This is a genomic window from Marinobacterium sp. LSUCC0821 (assembly GCF_012848475.1).
GTDB lineage: Bacteria > Pseudomonadota > Gammaproteobacteria > Pseudomonadales > Balneatricaceae > Marinobacterium_E.
Map to the genome: position 1 here is coordinate 2,175,256 of NZ_CP051666.1, position 23,475 is coordinate 2,198,730.

Annotated in this window: 18 protein-coding genes and 2 tRNA genes; 13 read left to right on the forward strand and 7 right to left on the reverse strand. The window is 47.2% G+C overall.

Going from position 1 to position 23,475, the window contains the following annotated elements; genetic code table 11:
• Positions 1-11: 11 nt before the first annotated feature.
• The 4 genes from HH196_RS10600 to yhbY form a co-directional block, all read right to left on the reverse strand.
• Positions 12-1,325 carry a TRAP transporter large permease gene (locus tag HH196_RS10600; RefSeq protein ID WP_169452088.1) on the reverse strand — a complete coding sequence of 438 codons (1,314 nt, stop codon included), beginning with the start codon at positions 1,323-1,325 and terminating at the stop codon, positions 12-14.
• Complete coding sequence (locus HH196_RS10605) at positions 1,322-1,834, reverse strand: TRAP transporter small permease (RefSeq protein ID WP_169452089.1); 513 nt, start codon at positions 1,832-1,834, stop codon at positions 1,322-1,324. Before HH196_RS10605 ends, HH196_RS10600 begins: the two co-directional genes overlap by 4 nt.
• Before the next feature lie 32 nt (positions 1,835-1,866).
• Entirely contained in the window at positions 1,867-2,910 is a 1,044-nt protein-coding gene (locus HH196_RS10610) for a TRAP transporter substrate-binding protein (RefSeq protein WP_169452090.1), read from the reverse strand.
• Between the two features lie 249 nt (positions 2,911-3,159).
• Entirely contained in the window at positions 3,160-3,462 is a 303-nt protein-coding gene (gene yhbY, locus HH196_RS10615) for a ribosome assembly RNA-binding protein YhbY (protein ID WP_169452091.1), read from the reverse strand.
• Between the two features lie 375 nt (positions 3,463-3,837).
• Here yhbY and ftsH point away from each other — a divergent pair, with 375 nt between their 5' ends.
• From ftsH to pnp, 13 genes are all read left to right on the forward strand, one after another.
• Positions 3,838-5,883, forward strand: a complete 2,046-nt coding sequence (gene ftsH / locus HH196_RS10620; RefSeq protein ID WP_169452389.1) for an ATP-dependent zinc metalloprotease FtsH — start codon at positions 3,838-3,840, stop codon at positions 5,881-5,883.
• Positions 5,884-5,934: 51 nt separating this feature from the next.
• Positions 5,935-6,807: a dihydropteroate synthase gene (folP, locus tag HH196_RS10625; protein WP_371807840.1), complete on the forward strand. Its 873-nt coding sequence runs from the start codon at positions 5,935-5,937 to the stop codon at positions 6,805-6,807.
• A 2-nt stretch (positions 6,808-6,809) separates the two neighbouring features.
• Entirely contained in the window at positions 6,810-8,159 is a 1,350-nt protein-coding gene (gene glmM, locus HH196_RS10630; protein WP_169452092.1) for a phosphoglucosamine mutase, read from the forward strand.
• A 77-nt stretch (positions 8,160-8,236) separates the two neighbouring features.
• Complete coding sequence (gene secG, locus HH196_RS10635) at positions 8,237-8,599, forward strand: preprotein translocase subunit SecG (protein ID WP_169452093.1); 363 nt, start codon at positions 8,237-8,239, stop codon at positions 8,597-8,599.
• Between the two features lie 6 nt (positions 8,600-8,605).
• A tRNA-Leu gene (locus HH196_RS10640) sits at positions 8,606-8,691 on the forward strand.
• 48 nt (positions 8,692-8,739) lie between these two features.
• Positions 8,740-8,816 (forward strand) — tRNA-Met (locus HH196_RS10645).
• Positions 8,817-9,170: 354 nt separating this feature from the next.
• Positions 9,171-9,626, forward strand: coding sequence for a ribosome maturation factor RimP (gene rimP / locus HH196_RS10650; RefSeq protein ID WP_169452094.1), 456 nt, complete (start codon positions 9,171-9,173; stop codon positions 9,624-9,626).
• 31 nt (positions 9,627-9,657) lie between these two features.
• On the forward strand, positions 9,658-11,139 hold the full coding sequence (nusA, locus tag HH196_RS10655) for a transcription termination factor NusA (RefSeq protein ID WP_169452095.1): 1,482 nt from the start codon (positions 9,658-9,660) through the stop codon (positions 11,137-11,139).
• Positions 11,140-11,163: 24 nt separating this feature from the next.
• Positions 11,164-13,686: a translation initiation factor IF-2 gene (gene infB, locus HH196_RS10660; RefSeq protein ID WP_169452096.1), complete on the forward strand. Its 2,523-nt coding sequence runs from the start codon at positions 11,164-11,166 to the stop codon at positions 13,684-13,686.
• A gap of 14 nt (positions 13,687-13,700) precedes the next feature.
• Positions 13,701-14,102: a 30S ribosome-binding factor RbfA gene (gene rbfA / locus HH196_RS10665; RefSeq protein WP_169452097.1), complete on the forward strand. Its 402-nt coding sequence runs from the start codon at positions 13,701-13,703 to the stop codon at positions 14,100-14,102.
• A gap of 1 nt (position 14,103) precedes the next feature.
• Entirely contained in the window at positions 14,104-15,057 is a 954-nt protein-coding gene (gene truB, locus HH196_RS10670; RefSeq protein ID WP_169452098.1) for a tRNA pseudouridine(55) synthase TruB, read from the forward strand.
• Positions 15,058-15,186: 129 nt separating this feature from the next.
• Positions 15,187-15,456 (forward strand): 30S ribosomal protein S15, encoded by a 270-nt coding sequence (gene rpsO / locus HH196_RS10675; RefSeq protein WP_169452099.1) that lies wholly within the window; start codon positions 15,187-15,189, stop codon positions 15,454-15,456.
• Positions 15,457-15,891: 435 nt separating this feature from the next.
• Complete coding sequence (gene pnp / locus HH196_RS10680) at positions 15,892-18,003, forward strand: polyribonucleotide nucleotidyltransferase (protein ID WP_169452100.1); 2,112 nt, start codon at positions 15,892-15,894, stop codon at positions 18,001-18,003.
• A gap of 214 nt (positions 18,004-18,217) precedes the next feature.
• On the opposite strand, the gene HH196_RS10685 is transcribed toward pnp, so the two are convergent.
• From HH196_RS10685 to HH196_RS10695, 3 genes are read right to left on the reverse strand one after another with little or no spacing between them, the layout of a single operon-like run.
• Positions 18,218-21,937, reverse strand: a complete 3,720-nt coding sequence (locus tag HH196_RS10685) for a calcium-binding protein (RefSeq protein WP_169452101.1) — start codon at positions 21,935-21,937, stop codon at positions 18,218-18,220.
• Positions 21,938-21,947: 10 nt separating this feature from the next.
• Positions 21,948-22,238, reverse strand: coding sequence for a hypothetical protein (locus HH196_RS10690; protein WP_169452102.1), 291 nt, complete (start codon positions 22,236-22,238; stop codon positions 21,948-21,950).
• The gene (locus HH196_RS10695; RefSeq protein WP_169452103.1) at positions 22,239-23,438 is read right to left on the reverse strand and encodes an HlyD family type I secretion periplasmic adaptor subunit; all 1,200 of its coding nucleotides are present in this window, start codon (positions 23,436-23,438) and stop codon (positions 22,239-22,241) included.
• Between the last annotated feature and the right edge of the window lie 37 nt (positions 23,439-23,475).

Sequence of the window (23,475 nt, forward strand, 5' to 3'; positions counted from 1 at the left end):
ATCAGAATTGTTTAGTCCGGAATAATACCCCAGGTCAAAACTGGGAATATCAGTAGCAGCGCTACACGAACAAAGTCTGATGCTAGGAATGGCAGTACGCCTGCGAAGGTATCTCGCATCGGTACGCCATCTGCAATCTTGTTGATGATGAATACGTTCATACCTACCGGAGGGGTAATCATGCCGACCTCAACAACGATCAGACAGATAATGCCGAACCAAAGTGCGGTCTGCTCTTCTGTCATACCAAAATCTAGACCCATAATCGCAGGGAAGAAGATAGGCACAGTCAGTAGGATCATCGACAACGAGTCCATCAAACAGCCGAGTACCAGGTAGACAGCAAGCATAAGCAGTAGGACCATCATTGGCGCCATATTGGTACCAATAATCCAGTTTGCTAGCTCTTCAGGCATGCCGCTTAGGCTCAAGAAAGCGTTGAAGATATCTGCACCTAGAATGATTACAAAGATCATAGCGCTGTTGATCGCCGTTGATTTAAGACACTCTAGGAAACCTTCCCAGGTCAACTGACGGTTGATCAGTGCAATAACTATTGTGCCGACTACACCGTACGCCGCAGCTTCAGATGGCGTGAATATACCGCCGTAGATGCCGCCGAGAACGCCGATGAAAAGGAAGGCTGCTGGAATAAGATCAATAATAGCCTTGCCACGCTCTGCCCAGCTCGCTTTCTGGCTCTTGTCTGCATAGTGCGGACGCAGTTTAACCAGAATGGCAATAACCAGCATGTAGCCCATGATCGCCATGACACCAGGAACCATTGCCGCCATAAATAGCTTCACAATGTTCTGCTCAGTCAGAATGGCATAGATGATCAGTACAATTGATGGTGGGATTAAAATACCCAGTGTGCCGCCTGCAGCAAGAGCACCTGTTGCCATAGCACCGTGGTAACCGTGACGTTTCATCTCTGGAAGTGCAACTTGGCCCATAGTTGCGGCCGTTGCTAGTGAAGAGCCACAGATAGCGCCAAAGAGGCCGCAGCCACCGACAGCAGCTAGTGCTAGACCGCCACGATAGTGCCCAATGAATGCGTTTACACCGGTAAATAGCGAACGGCTAATTCCGGAGCGGGTAGCTAGGTTACCCATCAAAAGGAATAGCGGGATGATCGAAAGCGAGTGGCTCGCCATTTGACCAAATGATGAGCCCTTCATGTAGAAAAGAAGCGTACTGAAGTCATCAATTACTGAGTAACCTACGGCACCCGCTAGCATCATTGCGATACCGATAGGTACGCGTAGGAACATGATGACGAGCATGAACAGGATAATTAATCCTGCAATGACTGGATCACTCATTTAGCACCTTTGTAATCTGCATAGATCGCAATAGGTTTAATAAACCCAGCGATAGAGGTTAGGCTGAAACCAAAAGAGATAGTCATATAAAACCACCACTCTTTCATGCGAAGCATCATAGTTTCGTTACTGTAGCGTTGAGCCGCGAGGCCGCCATCATAAGCTTGAACTGCTAGGAAATAGAAAAGGATACCTAGTAGTAAGCTACCAACAACATCCATAAAAAGTCGAACACGCGCAGGGGCTGATGCAGTTAAGACGTCAACAATAACGTTACCTAGTCGCATTTGGCAGTAGGGAAGCGCGAGGGCAACCACCACGGCGGTGAACATCTGCACGATCTCGGTATCACCGTTAATCGGAGAGGAGAAAAAGTAACGGCCAGCCACACTGGTTACAGTGGTGAATGCCATTACCGTAAGAATTAAGCCCGATAAAAGAGCGAGCCACAAAGTGGCTCGCTCGAAGTAGTCCACAAGGGACCGGGTTTTGAGTAACAGTGCTGTCACTTAAACACCTTTTAGTTTATTTGCTGTACTAATTACTTGCTGTATTTCTCTAGCATAGCGTTAGCAGAGTCCATCAACTTCTGGCCAGGAAGACCTAGACCATCCATCTCTTTAACCCATTCGCCAGCTACGCCAGAAGTCGCTTCTTGCATCTTCTTAACTTCGTCAGCAGGCATCTGTGAGCGCTTAGCGTTCTCGTCGATCAGCTTACGACCGAAGTTTTCAGCGTTCTTGAAGAACTCACCACCGATTTTTGCGAAGTACATGCCAGAGTGATCATCCATCACTTTCTGAAGATCAGCAGGCATAGAGTCGTACTTAGCTTTGTTCATGCCTAGTAGGAAGACAGAAGTGTAAAGACCACGGCCGTCTGCAGTTTCAACTTCTACTGCGTTATCAACAAGCTCGTGAAGTTTTAGCGCTGGAACGATTTCGAAAGGTACTACAGTACCGTCGATAACGTTCTTAGCAAGTGCCTGTGGCATCTCTGGTACAGGCATGCCCACTGGTGTAGCACCAAGAGCTTCCAGAGCTGCAGCTACTGGACGGCTTGGGTTACGAAGTTTCTTGCCAGCGAAGTCTGCAACTGAGTCGATGGCATCGCCTTTAGAGTAAACAACGCCACGGTCGTGAGTCCAAAGACCAACAACGTGCATATCTTTAAATTCAGCCTGAACTTCAGGGTTTGCTTCGTAGTATGCAGTTAGCGCCTGTGAAGTTTCGTAGGCGTCAGTCACCATCCATGGGTTTTCAAATGCAGATACTGCAGGGAAACGACCTGGAGTGTAGCCAGGAAGCGTCCAGATTAGGTCAACGAAACCATCCTGAACCTGATCGACTAGCTGAGGTGGTTTACCACCAAGAGACATTGAACCGTAGATCTTGATTTTGATGCGGCCGTTAGATGCTTTCTCAATTGAGTCAGCCCATGGCTGGAAGAACTTAGCATGTGCAGGAGCCTTCGCTGGAAGGAAGTGGTGCATCTTAAGTTCGAAATCAGCTGCCTGTGCAGAAACTGAAACAAGTGAAGCAAGGATTGCTGCACCGGCTGCTTTGATAAATACGCGTTTTTTCATTGTTTTTCTCCTTGGGGATTTTTGTAAGCCTTACATTACTCTAATTTTTCACCGATAAAACTGCTGTCTAGATGAATTCTCATCCAATCTTGCGCTTGATCAATTAGAACGAGCTTTGTTTGGTTTTTACAGCTGCCAACATTAGGTTTGTTGAGGAGGGGTTGCAACCCTATATTCTCATTTTTGAATACCGGGTTGCGGACATTGAATCTGCGGTGAGTGCCGTAAAAACGGGGTTTTACGGTTGGATTAGCGCATTAAATTGGATAGCTTAGGGTTAGGCTCCTGTGATGCTCTGAATAGCACGGCGATGTTGCCTATCTCTTGAATGAGTTCCGCTTCCACTACGCCAACAAGCTCTTTTATAAGGGCTTTTTTAACGTCGCGATCGCCTACCGCAAATTTAACTTTAATCAGCTCGTGATCTTCAAGGGCGCGGTCAACTTCAAGTTGTACCCCCTCGCTCAGGCCATTGCCACCAACGATGACAATAGGATTTAGATCGTGAGCACGCGTGCGAAGACGCTTTTTTTGATCGGTCGTTAAGCTCATATTAGAATTAATACCTTTAATTGAATGGTCTTAATGTTGGGTTCATATTAACACCCTTTAATCAGCCCTAGTAGTATTGCATGGTTGCCATATTGAAGTGGTGAACGCGTTTGCAGTGGTGGTTAGTTTAATTTTTCATCTTTAGCCTGCTGTAACAGAGGGGCTTGTAATTTATGATATGGCCCCCACCTAAGAATTACTGTGGTTTTATCGACCTCATAGTGGATTGCACACTCCGTTATGTTTGTATTGATGTGCAAATTAGAATTTTAGGCAGTTGGGTCTTTAACCGGGCTGCTCGGAAAAGGTTTTTAGGGCGTATAACTTCATAAGGCAGTTTACGTTTAAAGTTTAGAGGAAATTGGTTTGAACGATATGGTTCGTAATTTAGTGCTCTGGTTGGTCATTGCTGCTGTTCTGATGACTATATTCAACAACTTCAGCGCTGAAAGTAGCGTAGGCCGAGTGAGCTACTCAGACTTTGTTGCTGAGGTGCAAGCGGGTCGCGTCAATCGTGTGACTGTTGATGGTTACACCATTAATGGCGTGCGCGATAACGGTGAGCGTTTTGAAACTGTTCGTCCAGCTATCTCTGACCCTAAATTGATCGATGATCTGTTGAAACATGACGTTATTGTTGAAGGTAAATTGCCTGAGCAGCAGAGCATTTGGCAGCAGTTGTTAGTGGCGACCTTCCCAATCCTGATCATCATCGCAATCTTTATGTTCTTCATGCGTCAGATGCAAGGTGGTGCCGGCGGCAAGGGCGGCCCCATGTCTTTCGGTAAGTCGAAAGCGCGCATGATGAGCGAAGATCAGATCAAAACCACTTTTGCCGATGTTGCTGGTGTTGAAGAGGCTAAAGAGGAAGTTGCAGAGCTTGTTGATTACCTTCGTGACCCTGGTAAGTTCCAGCGCTTAGGTGGCCATATCCCTCGCGGCGTTCTAATGGCAGGTAACCCAGGTACAGGTAAAACTCTGCTTGCGAAAGCGATTGCTGGCGAAGCGAAAGTGCCGTTCTTCAGTATCTCTGGTTCTGATTTCGTTGAGATGTTTGTAGGTGTGGGTGCGTCGCGTGTACGTGACATGTTTGATCAAGCTAAGAAACACGCGCCGTGTATCATCTTTATCGACGAGATTGACGCTGTGGGTCGTTCACGTGGTGTAGGCCTTGGTGGTGGTAACGATGAGCGTGAGCAGACACTCAACCAGTTGCTCGTTGAGATGGATGGCTTTGAGGGTACTGAAGGTATCATCGTCATCGCTGCGACTAACCGTCCAGATGTTCTAGACCCTGCGCTGTTGCGTCCTGGTCGTTTTGACCGTCAGGTGCATGTTGGGCTTCCTGATATCCAGGGACGTGAAAAAATTCTTAAAGTGCACATGCGTAAAGTGCCGCTTGGAGATGATGTTAAACCTGAGCTGATTGCGCGTGGTACGCCGGGCTTCTCGGGTGCTGATCTTGCAAACCTTGTTAACGAAGCTGCCCTTTTTGCAGCGCGTGAGAGCCGTCGTACTGTTGGCATGGATCAGTTTGAGAAAGCAAAAGACAAGATCATGATGGGCGCAGAGCGTAAGTCGATGGTGATGTCTTACAAAGAGCGTCTCAATACTGCATACCATGAAGCTGGGCATGCGATTGTTGGTCGTTTAATGCCAGAGCATGATCCTGTCTACAAGGTTTCTATTATTCCGCGTGGCCGTGCATTGGGTGTAACCATGTTCCTTCCTGAGGAGGACCGATACTCATTCAGTCGTCAGGGCATTATTTCACAGATCTGTTCACTCTATGGTGGTCGAATCGCTGAAGAGATGACGCTCGGCAAAGAGGGCGTTACCACAGGTGCATCAAACGATATTCAGCGTGCAACTCAGCTTGCTCGTAACATGGTGACGCGCTGGGGTCTTTCGGAGGAGCTTGGTCCTCTATTGTATGCGGCTGAAGATGATGATCCGTTTGGTCGTGGCATGGGCGGTGGCGCTAAGCCAACATCGGGTGAGACTCAAAACCGCATTGATGCTGAAGTTCGTAAGATTATTGATGAGTGTTACGAAAAGGCATACACCACGCTAAAAGAGAATCGAGATATTCTTGATTCTATGTGCGAAGCGTTGATGAAGTATGAAACCATCGGTAGTGATCAGCTAGATCAGCTGATGGAACGCAAAGAGGTTACACCGCCAGAGGGTTGGTCGGATGTGCCTGAGCGTGAGTCCGCAGCTGCTGAAGAGGTGGCTAAAGAGATGTCTCAGGTTAATCCTGCAGAATCTGATGTCCCTTCTGATGAATTATCTGATGTCCCTTCTGATGAATTATCTGAAGCTCCTTCTGATGAAGAGTCTGATGATCAATCTAATGATGCATCTGATACTCAAGCGAGTGATTCAGATGATGAGCCAACCGGTGAAGGTAAGGCATAAGCTAAATGCATTTAAATTGCCCGCGTTATCGCGGGCTTTTTGTTTTGTTGTGTGAGTAAAATTGACGTGTCACTGTTTGAATTTGCTGGTCGCACCCTAGATCTTTCACATACTCAGGTTATGGGTATTCTTAATGTCACTCCGGACTCTTTCTCTGATGGTGGCCATCTTTATGAATCAGAGGCGCTCTCCTTTGATCGAGCGCTGCGGCATGCTGAATTGATGGTCACTGCGGGTGCAACCCTCATCGATATAGGTGGCGAGTCAACACGCCCAGGTGCGGCTGAAGTATCAGAGCAGCAAGAGATGGATAGGGTCCTGCCGGTACTAGAGCGAATTAATAACGCTTTGGATGTGGTGGTGTCGATAGATACGAGCTCGCCTGCATTGATACGAGAGTCAGCTAAACTTGGCGCCGGGCTTATCAATGATGTGCGCTCGCTTGGGCGAGAGGGTGCTTTGCAAGCAGCTGTGGAGTCGGGTCTGCCGGTATGTCTGATGCATATGCAAGGGAGTCCTGCGACTATGCAGCGCCGGCCAAATTATTCAGATGTTGTTGCTGAAGTTAAAGATTTTTTAGCGCAGCAGTTGCGTCGTACTATCGCTGCAGGAATTCCAAAAGAGAAATTGATGATCGATCCAGGTTTTGGTTTTGGCAAAACCCTGGAGCATAATTTACAGCTACTCAATCGTATGGATCAATTGGTAGACTTAGGTGTTCCGATTCTATCAGGTACCTCACGCAAAACGATGGTCGGTCAGGTTTTGGATCGAGAGCCACAAGAGCGTTTGATCGGAAGTCTTTCGACTGTGGCCATTGCAGTAGAGCGTGGAGCAAGAATTATTCGTGTGCATGATGTTGCCGAAACGGTTGATATGGTGCGTATGACTGAAGCTATTTTAAATGAAAGGGTGGTCTGCTGATCATGACAAGAAAGTATTTTGGTACAGATGGTATTCGTGGTCGTGTAGGTACTTTCCCTATTACCCCAGATTTTGTTTTGAAATTGGGTTGGGCTGTCGGTCGTGTCTTTGCTCGCGATGGTCGCAAGCTTGTGCTTATTGGTAAAGATACCCGTATTTCCGGATACATGTTTGAGTCGGCTCTAGAAGCGGGGCTTTCAGCGGCAGGTGTTGATGTGTTACTGCTGGGCCCTATGCCGACCCCTGCTATCGCCTATTTGACTCGAACTTTCCGTGCTGATGCGGGTATTGTGATCAGTGCCTCTCACAACGCCTTTCACGATAACGGCATTAAATTTTTTAGTGCTGAGGGGACTAAGTTACCCGATGAGGTAGAGCAGCGAATCGAAGCTCAACTTGATCTTGCGATGACTACCGTGAGCTCGCAAGAGTTAGGTAAAGTGCGTCGCGTGAATGACGCTGCAGGCCGGTACATCGAATTCTGTAAATCAACAGCATCAGGTACCCTGAACTTGGCCGGCCTTAAAGTTGTTGTCGATTGTGCTAATGGTGCTGGTTACCACATAGCACCGAAAGTGTTCCGTGAGCTCGGTGCCAAGGTTTATGAGATTGGTACAGAGCCTGATGGCCTGAATATCAATGAAAATTGCGGTGCTACGGCTCCTCAACAGTTGCAAGAGAAGGTGATTGAAGTGGGTGCTGATCTAGGCATCGCCCTGGACGGTGACGGGGATCGCCTGATTCTTGTTGATCATAAAGGCGAAGTTGTTGACGGTGATGAGATCCTTTTCATTATCGCTCAAGCGCTGCATCAGTCAGGCGAGCTTAATGGGGGTGTAGTCGGTACATTAATGACAAACCTTGGACTTGAGCAGGCCCTAGCGAAGATGGATATTCCGTTCGTTCGTGCGAAGGTTGGTGATCGCTATGTGCTAGAGCAACTGGCCAAACATGGCTGGAACCTTGGTGGCGAAGGTTCAGGACATATCGTTTGTCGCTCAATTCTCCCTACAGGTGATGCAACAGTAGCCGCTGTTCAAGTATTAAAAGCTGTTGCGAACAGCAAGAAGACAATACATGAGCTTAAGCAGGGGATGCAGAAGCTTCCGCAGCGCATGATCAACGTGCGTCTTGAGCAGAAGGTAGATATCACTTCATCTGAAGAGGTGGCTCAGTTAGTGGCTACGGCAGAGGTTCAGTTGGCTGATAAGGGGCGAGTGCTTCTGCGTCCATCGGGAACTGAACCCGTTGTGCGAGTTATGGTGGAAGGGTCCGACTTAGACCAGGTCCATTCAGTCTGTGAGCAGCTTGCTGTTGACGTGGAAAAAGCACTTAAGAAACTTGTAAGTTGATATCCCCTCGGGTAAAATTCGCGCCTCTTTGAGTATCGCTACCGTTTTTTGGTAGCAAAATAGGATTTAAAGTAAGAATGGAAACAATCGTTCTCATCGTTCACGTACTGCTCGCTGCAGCAATTATCGCTCTTATTCTGCTTCAGCAGGGTAAAGGTGCTGAAGCTGGCGCGTCATTTGGTGGCGGTGCCTCTCAGACTGTTTTCGGTAGTGACGGTAGCGGCAGCTTTTTGGGTCGTGTGACTGCAATTCTTGCAGCAGGCATTTTTATTACTAGCTTTGTGCTAGCGGTGTTTGCTAAAGACAAAGCTCAAACAATCGGTGATGCAGGTATTCCTGACGCTGCTACTATCGAAGCAGCTGCACCGGCTCAGCAAGCACCAGTCGCTGAGGTTCCAGCTGTTAAGGAATCAGAGATTCCTTCTGCGGGGAACAACTAAGTTTTAGCCCAGGTGGTGGAATTGGTAGACACGCTATCTTGAGGGGGTAGTGTCCTTCGGATGTGCCGGTTCGAGTCCGGCTCTGGGCACCAATGTTGTAGATGTAACCGGTCCAGCGTATAATTTGGATCAGTTTTTGATGCGGGGTGGAGCAGCCTGGTAGCTCGTCGGGCTCATAACCCGAAGGTCGTCAGTTCAAATCTGGCCCCCGCTACCAACTTTTAGTGTTGGTGATTTGTGGAAAGGCCCGACGGTCGGACTCTGCTCTTCATACGGCGCAGCCGCTGAAGGTCAACAGTTCAAATCTGGCCCCCGCTACCACTCTTTGAGTGGTTCGTAGCATTAAAGTCTGAAAGATCGTTAGATCTGAAGGCTGGCTACCACTCCTAGGAGTGAAGAGTAGAATTCGATTTTTAGTCTTTCTACCCTGTTTGATAAAGCCCCATTGTTGGGGCTTTTTCGTACATTAAACGCTGATCTAATCAGCAACTGTACTGTCACAACAGGGCGGTATAGTACTAAGAATGGGTCCTAGTGACCCATTTTTTATTTTTGAAAATATAGGTGTTAAGTGTCAGCGAAACTAAAGCTGTTACAAGAGTTGATTGAACCGGTTGTTCAGGGATTAGACCTTGAACTATGGGGAATCGAATACAACGCTGCAGGTAAAACCAGCATGCTGCGAATCTACATAGATAGCCCACATGGTGTCTCTGTTGATGATTGTGCGCGTGTTAGCCACCAGGTTAGCGGCGTTATGGATGTTGAAGATCCAATCAGTGAAAACTATACGCTGGAGGTCTCATCTCCAGGTATGGATCGCCCTCTCTACACGTTGGCGCAGTATGAAGAGTTTGTGGGTCATGTAATCCAGCTTCGTCTTCGCTCGCCGTATGAAGGACGTCGCAAGTTTAAAGGGATTCTCAATGGAGTAGAGGGCGAAGATGTCCTCCTCGTTGTTGATAATACTGAATATCTGTTGCCACTCGACCTTATTGATAGGGCGAATGTGGTTCCGCAATTTTAAGCGCTTTAATAAGTAGGAGCGAAGAGCTGTTATGAATAAAGAGATTCTACTGGTAGCGGAAGCTGTCTCTAATGAAAAAGATGTGCCTAAGGCAGTTATCTTTGAAGCTATCGAAGTTGCGCTAGCAACAGCGACTAAGAAACGTTACGACGAAGAGGCGGACATCCGCGTTGTGATCGATCGTGCAACTGGCGACTACGACACTTTCCGTCGTTGGTTGGTTGTATCTAACGATGCTGTTCCAGCGCTAGGCACAGAACTGACTATGCAGGAAGCTGAAGAGATCGATACAAACCTTCAGCCAGGTGATTACCACGAAGAGCAGGTTGAATCTGTTGGATTTGGTCGTATCGCTGCTCAGACTGCTAAACAGGTTATCGTACAGAAAGTCCGTGAAGCTGAACGCGCTAAAGTTGTTGATCAGTACCGTGACCGTGTAGGTGAGTTGATCTCAGGTACAGTTAAGAAAGTTACGCGTGATAACGTCATCGTTGATCTTGGTAACAACGCTGAAGCGCTTCTTCCACGTGAGAATCTACTACCACGCGAAATCTTCCGTATGGGTGAGCGCGTTCGTGCGGTGCTTCAGGAAGTGCGTAGCGAAGGTCGTGGTCCACAGCTAATTCTTAGCCGTGCATCAGCAGAGATGTTGATTGAACTATTCCGCATTGAAGTTCCAGAAATTGCTGAAGAGATGATCGAAATTCGTGCTGCAGCTCGTGATCCGGGTGCGCGTGCGAAGATTGCCGTTAAAACGAACGACCGTCGTCTAGACCCAGTGGGTGCTTGTGTCGGTATGCGTGGTGCACGTGTTCAGGCTGTCTCTGATGAGCTAGGCGGTGAACGTGTAGATATCATTCTTTGGGACGACAACCCAGCGCAGCTAGTTATCAATGCGATGGCGCCTGCTGAAGTAGCTTCAATCGTTATGGATGAAGAGACTCACTCTATGGACGTTGCAGTCGATGAAGATGCCCTAGCTATGGCTATAGGTCGCAGCGGTCAAAACGTTCGTCTAGCCTCTGAACTAACAGGCTGGAACCTAAACGTGATGAGCGAGCAAGAAGCGGCTGATAAACACGAATCAGAAACGACTAAGGTTGTTGAGTTATTCATCAACCACCTAGATGTTGATCAGGATCTAGCAGAGCTTCTAGTAGCAGAAGGCTTCACCTCTATTGAAGAGGTTGCATACGTACCTGAAGCTGAAATGCTTGAGATTGAAGAGTTTGATGAAGATATCGTCCAGGCTCTTCGTGAGCGTGCTAAAGATGCACTGCTTAACCTTGCAATCGCGTCTGAAGAGCAGCTTGGCGATGCTAAACCTGCAGAAGATCTTGTGACTATGGATGGTATGGATGAAGCGCTGGCGCTGAAACTTGCTAGCCGTGGTGTGATCACTATGGAAGATCTTGCAGAGCAGTCTGTTGAAGAGCTAATGGATATCGAAGGCATGACTGAAGAGCGCGCAGGTGAGTTGATTATGACTGCACGCGCACCTTGGTTTGCATAATTACAACGGAAAAGGAGAACCCTTATGGCAGAAGTAACAATTAAGCAGCTTGCCGAGGTGGTTGGTGTATCCGTTGAGCGTTTGTTAACTCAGATGCAGGAAGCGGGAATCGACGGTAAATCGAATGATGCCACTGTCACCGAAACCGAGCGTCAGCAATTGCTTGCGCACCTTAAGCGCAGCCACGGTGAAGAAGATTCGGATGTCGGCTCACCATCAAAAATCACCTTGAAGCGTAAAACTACATCGACGTTAAAAGTAGGTGGTGCGGGTAGCCGCAAAACTGTAAACGTAGAAGTGCGTAAAAAGCGTACCTACGTAAAGCGCACAGAGCTTGAAGATGCTCCAGTCGTTGAAGAAGTTGCTCAAGAAGCTGTGGTAGAAACGGCTGTTGAAGCACCGGTTGCAGCGGTTGTAGAAGCACCAGCGGCAGTTGAGCCTGAAGCTAAACCAGAAGTAGTTGAGCCAGTTGTTGAAGTTGCAGCACCAGTGGTTGAAGAGCCTGTTGTTGAAGCTAAGCCTGCAGCAAAAGCTGCACCAGCTCCAGCTAAAAAACCTGAAGCAGTAAAAAGCAACGACGAGCCAAAAACTGAAAACCCTCGTAACAAGAACAAAGAGCGTGATTCGCGCCGTGGCGACCGTGATGATGACCGTCGTGGTGGCAAGAAAGGCCGTGAAGAACGCAACACGCTTAATGTTCGTGGCAAGGGTGGCAAGCCTCAGCGTGGTGGTAAACCCGTTCGCGGTGGTCAGCCAAATCAACACGGTTTTGAAAAACCAACAGCGGCTATCGTTCATGAAGTAACTATTCCTGAAACGATTACCGTTGCTGAACTTGCTAAGAAGATGTCTATCAAGGCAGCAGAAGTGATCAAGGTGATGTTCAAGATGGGCGCTATGGCAACCATCAACCAGCCTATCGATCAGGATACTGCGACTCTTGTTGTTGAAGAGATGGGCCACAAGGCTATCCCAATGCAGGAGAATGCGATTGAAGACGCCCTAATTGAAGCGATTAACGCCCATGAAGGTGAAGCTGAATCTCGTGCGCCGGTTGTGACTGTAATGGGTCACGTTGACCACGGTAAAACATCGCTTCTTGACTACATCCGTACTACCCGCGTAGCAGCAGGTGAGTCTGGTGGTATTACCCAGCACATCGGCGCATACCATGTTGAAACAAGCAACGGTATGGTTACCTTCCTTGATACTCCTGGACACGCAGCGTTTACCGCAATGCGTGCACGTGGTGCGTCACTTACCGATATTGTAGTCCTAGTGGTAGCAGCAGATGACGGTGTAATGCCGCAGACTGAAGAGGCGGTTCAGCACGCGAAAGCCGCTGGTGTACCTCTTGTTGTTGCAGTTAACAAGATCGATAAGCCAGAAGCTGATCCTGACCGCGTTAAGAACGAACTCGCTCAGCGCGACGTTATCCCAGAAGATTGGGGTGGTGATACTCAGTTCTGTAACGTTTCGGCTAAATCAGGTGAAGGTATCGATGCGCTTCTAGATTCGATTCTTCTCCAAGCTGAGATGCTTGAGCTTACAGCAGTTCGCGAAGCGCCTGGTCAGGGTGTGGTTGTTGAATCGCGTCTTGATAAAGGCCGCGGTCCAGTTGCAACGCTTCTTGTACAGAACGGTACCCTTAAGAAGGGTGATATCGTACTTGCGGGTCTTCAGTATGGCCGTGTACGTGCAATGCTGGACGAGAACGGTAAGCCGCTAGATGCTGCAGGTCCTGCAATTCCAGTAGAGATCCAAGGTCTGGATGGTACGCCAGATGCGGGTGAAGATTTCACAGTAGTATCTTCTGAGAAGAAAGCCCGTGAAGTTGCTCTGTTCCGTCAGGGTAAATTCCGTGAAGTTAAACTACAGCGTCAGCAGCAGGCTAAACTTGAGAACCTATTCTCGAACATGCAGGCGGGTGATGTTAAATCACTTAACATCGTCCTTAAGACAGACGTACGTGGCTCTCTAGAAGCACTAATCAGCTCTCTAGAAGATCTATCGACTGATGAAGTTAAAGTGAACATCGTCTCTGGCGGTGTTGGTGGTATCGGTGAGACCGACGCTAACCTTGCGCTTGCTTCTTCTGCGATCTTAATCGGCTTTAACGTTCGTGCAGACGCTCAGGCGCGTGCAATCGTTGAGCGTGAAGAGATGGAGCTTCGTTACTACTCCGTAATCTATGACATCATCAACGATGTTAAAGATGCGATGGGTGGTCTGCTATCGCCTGAGTTCAAAGAGGAGATCGTGGGTATCGCTGAAGTACGTGATGTGTTCCGTGCGCCTAAGATCGGTGCGATTGCAGGTTGTATGGTTGTTGAGGGTACCGTGTACCGCAACAAACGTATCCGCGTTCTTCGTGACAACGTTGTTATCTACGAAGGTGAGCTTGAATCTCTTCGTCGCTTCAAAGATGCCGTGAACGAAGTTCGTAACGGCATGGAGTGTGGTATCGGCGTTAAGAACTACAACGATGTTAAAGTCGGCGACCAGATTGAGGTTTATGACACAATCGAAGTTCAGCGTACGCTTTAAGATCAGGGACAATTATGGCTCGCGATTTTAAACGTACAGACCGAGTGGGTGAGCAGATCCAGCGTGATCTAGCCACCCTTATTCAGCGTGAGATCAAAGATCCACGCCTCGGTATGATTACCATCAATCACGTCAAAGTGGCAAAAGATCTTGGCTATGCTGAGGTCTACATCACTGTGATGCCCTACGGCGATATGGATCAGGCGCAGGTAACCAAAGATAGCTTAAGCGTGCTTAAGCAAGCAGCCGGTTTCCTTCGCACTGAACTAGCACGTGGCATTAAACTGCGTGTGATGCCACAGCTACGTTTCCATTACGATGAGAGCATCGAACGAGGCCGTCATCTGCACAGCCTCATCGAGAAAGCGCGTCGTTTAGAGGACGAAGCTGATACCGATCAGAACGACGAGAAGTAAGATGGCTCGACGTAAAAAAGGGCGCCGCATCGACGGCGTCTTTTTGTTAGATAAGCCGCAAGGTCTAACATCAAATTCCGCGCTTCAACGGGTTAAGCGACTTTATGATGCTGCAAAAGCAGGTCATACCGGCGCGCTTGATCCACTTGCGACAGGCATGCTTCCCATCTGTTTAGGTGAAGCGACCAAGTTTTCACAGTTCCTGCTAGACTCTGATAAGCGCTACATCACGACGGCTAAACTTGGTGTACGTACCGACAGTAGTGATGCTGATGGTGAAGTCGTTGAGACTAAACCTGTACCAAGCCTTGAGTGGGATTCATTGAATCAGCTTATTCAGGCACGCTTTGCTGGTGAAATTGAGCAGGTGCCATCGATGTTCTCGGCCCTGAAGCATAATGGTCAGCCTCTCTATAAACTTGCTCGCAAGGGTGAAAAAGTTGAGGTGAAGCCGCGTCAGGTAAACATCTATGAGATCAAATTGCTCGATCTTCGTGACGATGAAGTTGATCTTGAAGTGCACTGTTCTAAAGGGACCTACATTCGTTCAATCGTAGAAGATTTGGGGTTAGAGCTTGGGTGTGGTGCGCACGTCAGTATGCTTCGCCGAATCGGTGTTGCCAACTACGATGCTGCGAAATTGCTTACCATGGACGAGTTAGAGCAAATAGCGGCTGAAACTGAGACAGATCAAGGTCCAGAGTGCATACAAATGCGTTTAGATGCGTTATTATTGCCGCCCTGGAGTGCAGTGGACTCATTGCCTTCGATAGAATTGCCTGCTGATTTAGCAGTACGACTCTTACAGGGCCAGCGAATCACCGAACTTTTCGATGAACGCGGCCTGGTTAGACTCTTTGCTGAACAGCGCTTCCTAGGTATGGGAGAGGTTGAAGATACAGGTCGCTTAGTGGCTCGTAGACTTCTAGATACCTCCGAAGGTGCCCAGGCTTAGGTAAATTGATTTACCTCATTGAGGTATGACGCTGAACTGAAGATATGCTCGGTCCAGCGCGGCTTAACCCACAGCATTGCTATTCAAATTGAAAGTGGCTGTGTGCATATCGTAACTAGGAGAAATTCAATGGCTCTAACCGTTGAGAAAAAAGCTGAAATCGTTGCTGAGTTTGGGCGTGGTCAGGGTGACACTGGTTCACCAGAAGTACAGGTTGCACTTCTAACTGCGAACATTGAAGGCCTACAGGGTCACTTCAAAGCAAACAAGCAGGACCACCACTCACGTCGCGGTCTAATTCGTATGGTAAACCAGCGTCGTAAGCTGCTAGATTACCTTAAGAAGAAAGACGCAACTCGTTACGTTGAGTTGATCGGTCGTCTTGGCCTACGTCGCTAAGATTCAGACTCCAAGGGCCATACTCCGTATGGCCCTTTTATTTTAACCAGCCACTTAGGAATCTACGAATAAGTCCATGACATCTCAGGCCTACAGTCATATTTAACATCAAGGCGTGTCGTCGAAGGCCTAGCGGGCTAAGTCGAGACGTCACAACACAGATGATGGATATGACTGAAGGCCCCGCAGGGCGAGATCTGAAACCTCCTGCTACTGCGTTGAATTGCTTACTAAGGACTAAGGCCATTAGTTGCGCAATTCGCCTTGTATCTGAAAGCTTCAGATCCCGCTGAGATATTATGGACTTGTTCGCAGATTCCTTAGATCTGATAGCTTGTACTCAATTGAGTTTGGTTCGAATTCAACTGAGTACTAGCTTTTAAGATTGAAGATCGAAAGTGAGTGGCACTTAGTAAACACACTAGGAGCTAATCGATGTTTAATGCGATTACTAAAACGTTCCAGTTCGGTAACGACACTGTAACGATTGAAACCGGTAAGGTAGCTCGTCAGGCAACTGGCGCAGTTATGGTTACTGTTAACGAGAAGACTCAGGTTCTTTGTACTGTTGTTGGCGCTAAAGATGCTAAAGATGGTCAGGACTTCTTCCCGCTATCTGTTCACTACCAGGAAAAATACTACGCTGTAGGCCGTATCCCTGGTGGCTTCTTCAAGCGTGAAGGCCGTCCAACTGAGAAAGAGACGCTGACTTCTCGTCTAATCGACCGTCCAATCCGTCCACTATTCCCTAAAGGCTTCATGAACGAAGTTCAGGTTGTATGTACGGTAATGTCTTCTGACAAGAACGTAGATCCAGATATCGCTGCAATGCTTGGTACTTCTGCAGCACTAGCTATCTCGGGTATCCCATTCCTTGGCCCAATCGGTGCAGCACGCGTTGGCTTCACTGAAGATGAAGGCTACATCCTAAACCCAACATACGCTGCGCTTGCTAACTCTGAGCTAGACATGGTGGTTGCGGGTACTAACGATGCAGTTCTAATGGTTGAGTCAGAAGCTAAAGAGCTTACTGAAGACGAAATGCTTGGTGCAGTTCTATTTGCTCACCAGGAGATGCAGGTTGCTATCAACGCAATTAACGAATTTGCAGCGCAGGCTGGCAAAGCTAAGTGGGATTGGAAACCAGCTGAGAAGAACGTAGCGCTTAGCGATGCGATCAATGCAGCATTCGGTGCTCAGATCACTTCAGCTTTCCAGGTTGCTGACAAAATGCAGCGTCAGGACACGCTAAAAGCACTTCGCGAGCAGGTTGTTGCTCAGTTTGCGACTGGCGCTGAAGGTGCTCCAGATTCAGCTGAAGTTTCTAAAGTATTCGCTTCACTTGAGAAAGCGACTGTACGTGAGCGTATCCTTAGCGGTGACCCACGTATCGACGGCCGTGATAACAAAACCGTTCGTCCAATCGAAGTTGAAGTTGGCGTACTGAAAGGTGTTCACGGTTCTGCGCTATTCACTCGTGGTGAAACTCAGGCAATCGTTACTTGTACCCTAGGTACTAGCCGTGATGTACAGATCATCGACGCGCTTGAAGGCGAACGTCGCGATCCATTCATGCTTCAGTACAACTTCCCTCCATACTCTGTAGGTGAAGCTGGCCGTATGGGTGGTACTGGTCGTCGTGAAATCGGTCACGGTCGTCTAGCTCGTCGTGGTGTTGCAGCGGTGCTTCCTACTCAGGATGCTTTCCCATACACCATGCGTCTAGTATCAGAAATCACTGAATCTAACGGTTCATCTTCAATGGCTTCTGTGTGTGGCTCTTCACTAGCGATGATGGATGCAGGTGTTCCTGTCTCTGCTGCTGTTGCAGGTATCGCGATGGGTCTTGTTAAAGAAGATGATCGCTTCGCAGTCCTAACTGACATCCTAGGTGACGAAGACCACCTAGGCGACATGGACTTCAAAGTAGCGGGTACTGAGCAGGGCGTTACTGCACTTCAGATGGATATCAAGATCACTGGTATCACAGAAGAGATCATGGAGATCGCTCTAGAGCAGGCACATGATGCGCGTGTTCACATCCTTCGTGAAATGGCTAAAGTGATTGGTTACGCACGTCCAGAACTTGCTGACCACGCACCAGCGATGACACAGCTTAAAGTGAACCCAGAGAAGATTCGTGACGTTATCGGTAAAGGTGGCGCGACTATCCGTTCTATTACAGAACAGACTGGCGCTTCAATCGATCTTGATGATGACGGTACAGTTCGTATCTACGCTGACAACAAAGCTGCTTCACAGGCTGCTGTTGACCGTGTAATGGCGATCACTGCAGAAGCTGAAATCGGCAAGATCTACGAAGGTAAGGTTGTTCGTATCGAAGAGTTCGGTGCATTCGTTAACATCCTTCCAGGTAAAGATGGCCTAGTTCACATTTCACAGATCGCTAAAGAGCGTGTAAACAAAGTGACTGACTTCGTTAACATGGACGACATCGTGAAATGTAAGGTGCTAGACGTCGACAACCGCGGCCGCATCAAGCTTTCAATGAAAGATCTAGAAGAAGACGAAACTGCAGAGAACTAAGAACTGCTGATTCGTTTTACAAAAACCGCCGCAAGGCGGTTTTTTTATGTCCCAAGTATTTAAATACGCCGGGTCTGACCCGATTTTCAAGTTACGCTCATATCTACGGAAAACGCTGTGAGACAGGGGTTAGACCCGTTTGTACTTCTAAAGATTAACTCTACATGCCGAGAGGGCGGATGACAGGCTAGGGCCTGTCACCGGTCAACTCCTTCTACTCCCTATGCCAAGCGATATCCAAGGTGTTCTGAAGCTCAATTGCTTCGCTCTCCTCCTCTTGGCCGTCATCGAATGCTGTCATTGCTTGAACGATCAGCCGTATATCAGCAAGATCAGCATACCCATCCTCAGATTCTAAGCGATCTACGGAGGATTCATCCCAGTTCTCGATAATGGTTGTATTGTTACTTTTGAGGTTTTTAATCAGGAGGTTCTCTCCCTCTCTGCTAAACCAGAGGTTTTCAGAATCCTCTTCAAATTTTATGGTGTCGTTACCACTTGTATCATTGATACGGTCATTACCGTCAAAGTTATTGATAAGGTAGGTATCGTTTCCTTCGCCTCCTTGGAGCATATCATCGCCACTTCCGCCGATAAGGGTGTCGTTCCCATTACCTCCATCTAGAACGTCATTGTTTACACCGCCATTAAGGGTGTCCTTTCCGTTACCGCCGAACAGTTGATCATTACCTGCACCTCCGTCTAGCGTATCTGACTCATTACCTCCATGCATTGAGTCATCACCACTACCGCCCCACATTACATCGGCACCATTACCACCTTCAATCGTATCGTTCCCATCGTCACCAAATAGTGTGTCATTACCATTCCCCCCATTGATGACATCATCTCCACGGCCGCCGCGTACATGATCGTTGCCTGCTTGTGAGAAGATAGTATCCACACCATTTAGACCCTGGATGAGATCATCACCCTGGCTTGTTTTTTGTGTGCTAGATATGATTTCTGTTGTGTCTAAAAGGGTGCCGTCTGCAAATTCTATAGTTTGAATTGCATTTTCCGACAGCGTATCTCCATTGAAGTAGTTCGATAGCGTTATAGTATCGCTACCTCGATTGACTGAAAGATGCAGATCGTTTTCAAGGCGGGTTATCTCAACTTTTCTCGCCGAAATACTCTTATCAAATAGGATTTTATCGACTCCTCCTTCACTATTGTCGATCACGTCATGGCCGAATCCTGAGCTGAATAGGTAAGTGTCGTTGCCTTTTCCTCCGTAAAGATGGTCATTACCCGCATCACCTGACAATGTATCGTTACCACTGTTACCAAAGAGGTGATCGTCGCCTTCTAAACCATGAATCTTGTCATCTCCCCCAGCGCCATAAATAGTATCCTCTGAGCTTGATCCCTCTATCAGATCATCACTCTCCATGAGGTAAATCGAATTATTAATTTCTGCACTGACTGATAATTCGCTGATATTGAATGACCTTGATTCACCATCTATTTCGAACACTAGCTCCTCTAGCCAGTTATTAGTTCTCTCATTATTAAGATAGGCATCTACTACTGTTATTTGATCGGTTGTTAGTTTTCCCGTTTTAGTTAACAGGCGAATAACAATATCATTTCCATCAACCCCGGTACGTAAGACCTGTACCTCTTCTGGCGCTATATCAGAAGCGAATTTAATGCGGTCAATACCTGAGTGTTCCTGGATCTGATCTTTCCCGGATCCTCGCGCTATCAGGTACGTGTCATCCCCGGCACCGCCGTAAATGTGGTCATTGCCTTCCAGCCCATCTAAGGTGTCGTCTTGCTCACTACCAAAGAGGTGATCGTCCCCATCTGATCCTTCGTTCTCGATCAGGGACTCTAAGGTTTCAAAATTTATCGATGAGCCGTCTGCAAATGTGATGTTTTCAATGACACCTTCTCGAAGCGAACCGTCAAAGTCGTAAACATTGGCTAGAGTGATTTCGTCGTTACTCAACGGCTCGTCAGAATCAATAGTGATAGTGAGGTCTATAAGTCCACGGGCAACGCTTATATTCTCAAGTGAAATGCCTGCGCCAAAATTAATCGTATCTCGGCCATCACTGTCATAGATCCAATCGGCGCCATCTCCTTTGTTGTATTCATAGTGGTCATTACCAGCACCACCGAAAAGGGTATCGTCTCCTCGGTTGCCGTGAATCAGTTCGTCAGCGGAAGTTCCTGTTAATGTATCGGCTTGATCTGTACCGGTAATAATTGAGTCGATTAGATATGGTCTAATTGAGTCGTTCGCATCCATATTAGACTCAACAATATCGTAGCCGATCGAGCGAATACTCAGGTTTGTAACCGTTTGATAAATCTCTGACGCTTTTATCAGGTCACCGTTACTTATGAGGCTAGCAACATAGATTTCAAACTCAGTCGTATCAGGTACAAACTCCTTTGTAATGCTATCGAACTGAACACCTATTTGATCGAAGATATCTTTGTAGTGTGACTGAGCCATCAACTGACCATCGATGTAACTCTTGAACTCTTCATATTGCGCAATAAGCACAGGTGCCGCGCGTCCATGAGGATTGTGGTCTCGCTCGCCCCAACACCAGGTGCCCAAATAATCTTTACCAGTAAATGCCTCTAGAGTCTCTAATTGTCGAGCATCCATCACGTGGCCATAAATCTTAGTTGCATTGCGGCTATTAGGATCTACATCGGTTACACCGGCCCACTCGTAGATAATTTCATCGATTATGGTGTTTCGGATATTTGAGTCAGGCTCATAAATGAAGCTTTCTACAAGCTTGATGAGCTCCTCATTGGCCATCATCGCTTGTTGAAGATCAGAAACTAGCCCGTAACCTTTAATGTTCGGTAACGACGCTACCTCCGCCGATACCTCTAGCAATTCTGTTGCTCTGGTTAGTGTGGGATTGGTGTTGAACCAGACATCAGTTGCAACAGATCGGGAACCATCCGCGTAGGTGATTGAGGCGGTTTCACCTAAGGTGTTACCACTTTGATTTTCATTTGAAGAGGAGTATTCGGTACTGATAGCGCTGATTCCTGCCTCTTCAAGCGTGAGCATTTCAAACTCCTGGCTGACGCCATCTAGATTGAGATCTCGCCATACTCTAAACATATGGAAAGAGTCATCGAATGAGTCGAATGTACCGTCTTCATTTGTGTCGTACTCCTTCAGAGCCTCAAAGCCATTACTCGCCAACTCACCATTCTCAAGCTTACTGTTATTTCCGAATAGCTCCGAGCCATCATCAATAGTCCCATTACCATTCTTATCAATAGCTAAAAGACCATCTTCAGGTGAAACCCAACCGGTGCGTTCCGCAAAGCCGTCTCCATTATGATCAAAGTTGACCTGCGCATCAGTACCTAGGGTTTGAATACCGTTGCCATCTAGATCGAGAACAATAGGTGAGGTGATTTGTTCAGCATTAGCAAAACTTGGCTCCTCAACATACGCTTCATTGGCAGCGAACTCCCAATCGTTCCAAGATAGTTCAACTTCAGGTTGATGTAGCATCAAATCAAACAGTGGGTCTAAGGTGCCTTTTTCTGCGAGGTATTCTCCAAAGTCGTCAGCTAGAGGATAAAGAGCCATTAGAGGGACTAGAACTGCAGTGTGAGGACCAGGAATTAGGGAAGCTGTAGTACCTATTAATGCGATTACGTTACCTAGCTCAATAGAATCATCATTGTAATCTTCTAGAACTTCAGCGAGGGCTGCTGAAAAAGCGTATCCTCCAAAAACTCGCCCTAATGTCATTCCGAACAATGATTTTTCATTAGTTGTTACATCAGCGATTGATGATGCTATTGCTGCAAAAGCAGATATGATTTCCAGTGGGGTCGATTCTTTTGATTTAAAAATTCCAATTTGTTCATCATAAGTTTTTACGCTTACTGTTACTGAAAGGGCATCAATTAAGCCTTCCTTGGCTATAGTCGTCATAGTTGTTCCTCTATTTATTAAATGCTTGTGTCATCGCTAGAATCCACATTGCGGTTCCATACCCAGTTATTGAGTAAAGTAGATAAATTCTTATGTCATCCCTAATTAGATTATTTCTAAATAGGATTGCGATTATTGATAGTGGTATCAGGGTGTAGCCAAAAAACTGCAGATATTTGTCACCTGGAACCTGAGTTAAAAAAAAGGCTATCGTTCCGAAGAAGGAAAATTTTCCTACGAGAATTTGCTTAAAGGTGACGATCTCCTCCTTATATACAGGGGGGGCGTTTTTATCTGACATTCATCGCTCCTCCACTGAGTCTTCTTTTGCCCTTAATAAAGGCGTTAGTAGGTATTCGATTAGTGTTCGTTTACCTGTTTTCATCTCTGTACTCACAGTCATCCCTGCTGCGAGTGGGGTGTTAGCGCCATTTACGAGTAACTCGTTTGAAGCTAACTTTAGCTCGGCTTTGTAGACCAGCTGGCCATTACGATCCTCCTCTGAATTAGCCGAGATATTGGTTATAACAGCATCGATGACGCCATATTTTGTAAATGGGAATGCATGTACTTTGATCTCGGCAGGTTGGCCGATATGCACAAAACCTATGTCTTTGTTCTCCAGCCAAGCTTCTGCATTAAGTGGCTGGTTAGTGGGAACAATAGTCATAAGATTTTGAGTTGGACTTATTACCCCGCCAATCGTTGTCACCTCCAGGTTGGTCACCCTGCCAGCGATAGGGGAACGGATATCGAACTGTTTTCGCTCCTCTCTAATTTTGATGAGTTGCTTGTTTAGCTCTCTATTCTCATCTTCTAGGCGGAGTAGCTCTTTAAGTGTCGTGCTTAGGGTCTCTGCCTTAACGCCGTCAATTTGACTATTAATGGCTTTAATAGCTGCAGTGGCCTGGGAAATAGCGATCTTTGCGCCTGAGACTTGGCTTTTGAGTTCGATTAGTTTTAGTTCAAGATTCTGAACGGTTTGTTTATCAATTAGATTCGTTTTGAGAAGTCTTTGCGCCGATTCAAACTGTTCGGTCAGTATTGGCATTGCTGCTTCTGCATTACTTAGCGAGATTTCGGCAAGCAGTTTCTCATTCTGCCGAACCTTTAGCTGTTCGTTTAACTGCTGGATTTTAGAATTGTAGCCATGCTTTTCCTCAATCAAGAGCCGGCGCTGGTGTTTAACAATCCCATCCACAGATCCCTTCCCGCCGATAAGAAAAAGATGAAAGTTCTCAACACGTCTCTTCTCTCGTTGGTTTTTCTCTAATCTTGCAACGATGAGAGATTCATCGATCTTTATGAGTGAGTCATCCAGCTGCATCAATAGTTGGTTAGGTAGAACCAAATCACCCTCTTTAATGTTTATGGCCGCTACTTCACCGCCAGTAATAGATTGCACAGACTTTACCTGCCCTATAGGGGTCAGTTTTCCTTCTGCTCTCGCGACAATATCTACTTGTCCGAGAATGGCCCAACCAACAGCTAGTGCAAACATTGTTAGGATTATTCTGCCTGTTACTTTTGCCAGTGGG

What these genes read in the sequence shown, in the direction of transcription:
- HH196_RS10600 (WP_169452088.1), bottom strand. Translation starts at nt 1,325, where the DNA reads ATGAGTGATCCAGTCATTGCAGGATTAATTATCCTGTTCATGCTCGTC.
- HH196_RS10610 (WP_169452090.1), bottom strand. Translation starts at nt 2,910, where the DNA reads ATGAAAAAACGCGTATTTATCAAAGCAGCCGGTGCAGCAATCCTTGCT.
- yhbY (WP_169452091.1), bottom strand. Translation starts at nt 3,462, where the DNA reads ATGAGCTTAACGACCGATCAAAAAAAGCGTCTTCGCACGCGTGCTCAC.
- ftsH (WP_169452389.1), top strand. Translation starts at nt 3,838, where the DNA reads ATGGTTCGTAATTTAGTGCTCTGGTTGGTCATTGCTGCTGTTCTGATG.
- glmM (WP_169452092.1), top strand. Translation starts at nt 6,810, where the DNA reads ATGACAAGAAAGTATTTTGGTACAGATGGTATTCGTGGTCGTGTAGGT.
- secG (WP_169452093.1), top strand. Translation starts at nt 8,237, where the DNA reads ATGGAAACAATCGTTCTCATCGTTCACGTACTGCTCGCTGCAGCAATT.
- nusA (WP_169452095.1), top strand. Translation starts at nt 9,658, where the DNA reads ATGAATAAAGAGATTCTACTGGTAGCGGAAGCTGTCTCTAATGAAAAA.
- infB (WP_169452096.1), top strand. Translation starts at nt 11,164, where the DNA reads ATGGCAGAAGTAACAATTAAGCAGCTTGCCGAGGTGGTTGGTGTATCC.
- rbfA (WP_169452097.1), top strand. Translation starts at nt 13,701, where the DNA reads ATGGCTCGCGATTTTAAACGTACAGACCGAGTGGGTGAGCAGATCCAG.
- truB (WP_169452098.1), top strand. Translation starts at nt 14,104, where the DNA reads ATGGCTCGACGTAAAAAAGGGCGCCGCATCGACGGCGTCTTTTTGTTA.
- rpsO (WP_169452099.1), top strand. Translation starts at nt 15,187, where the DNA reads ATGGCTCTAACCGTTGAGAAAAAAGCTGAAATCGTTGCTGAGTTTGGG.
- pnp (WP_169452100.1), top strand. Translation starts at nt 15,892, where the DNA reads ATGTTTAATGCGATTACTAAAACGTTCCAGTTCGGTAACGACACTGTA.
- HH196_RS10685 (WP_169452101.1), bottom strand. Translation starts at nt 21,937, where the DNA reads ATGACGACTATAGCCAAGGAAGGCTTAATTGATGCCCTTTCAGTAACA.
- HH196_RS10690 (WP_169452102.1), bottom strand. Translation starts at nt 22,238, where the DNA reads ATGTCAGATAAAAACGCCCCCCCTGTATATAAGGAGGAGATCGTCACC.
- HH196_RS10695 (WP_169452103.1), bottom strand. Translation starts at nt 23,438, where the DNA reads ATGTTTGCACTAGCTGTTGGTTGGGCCATTCTCGGACAAGTAGATATT.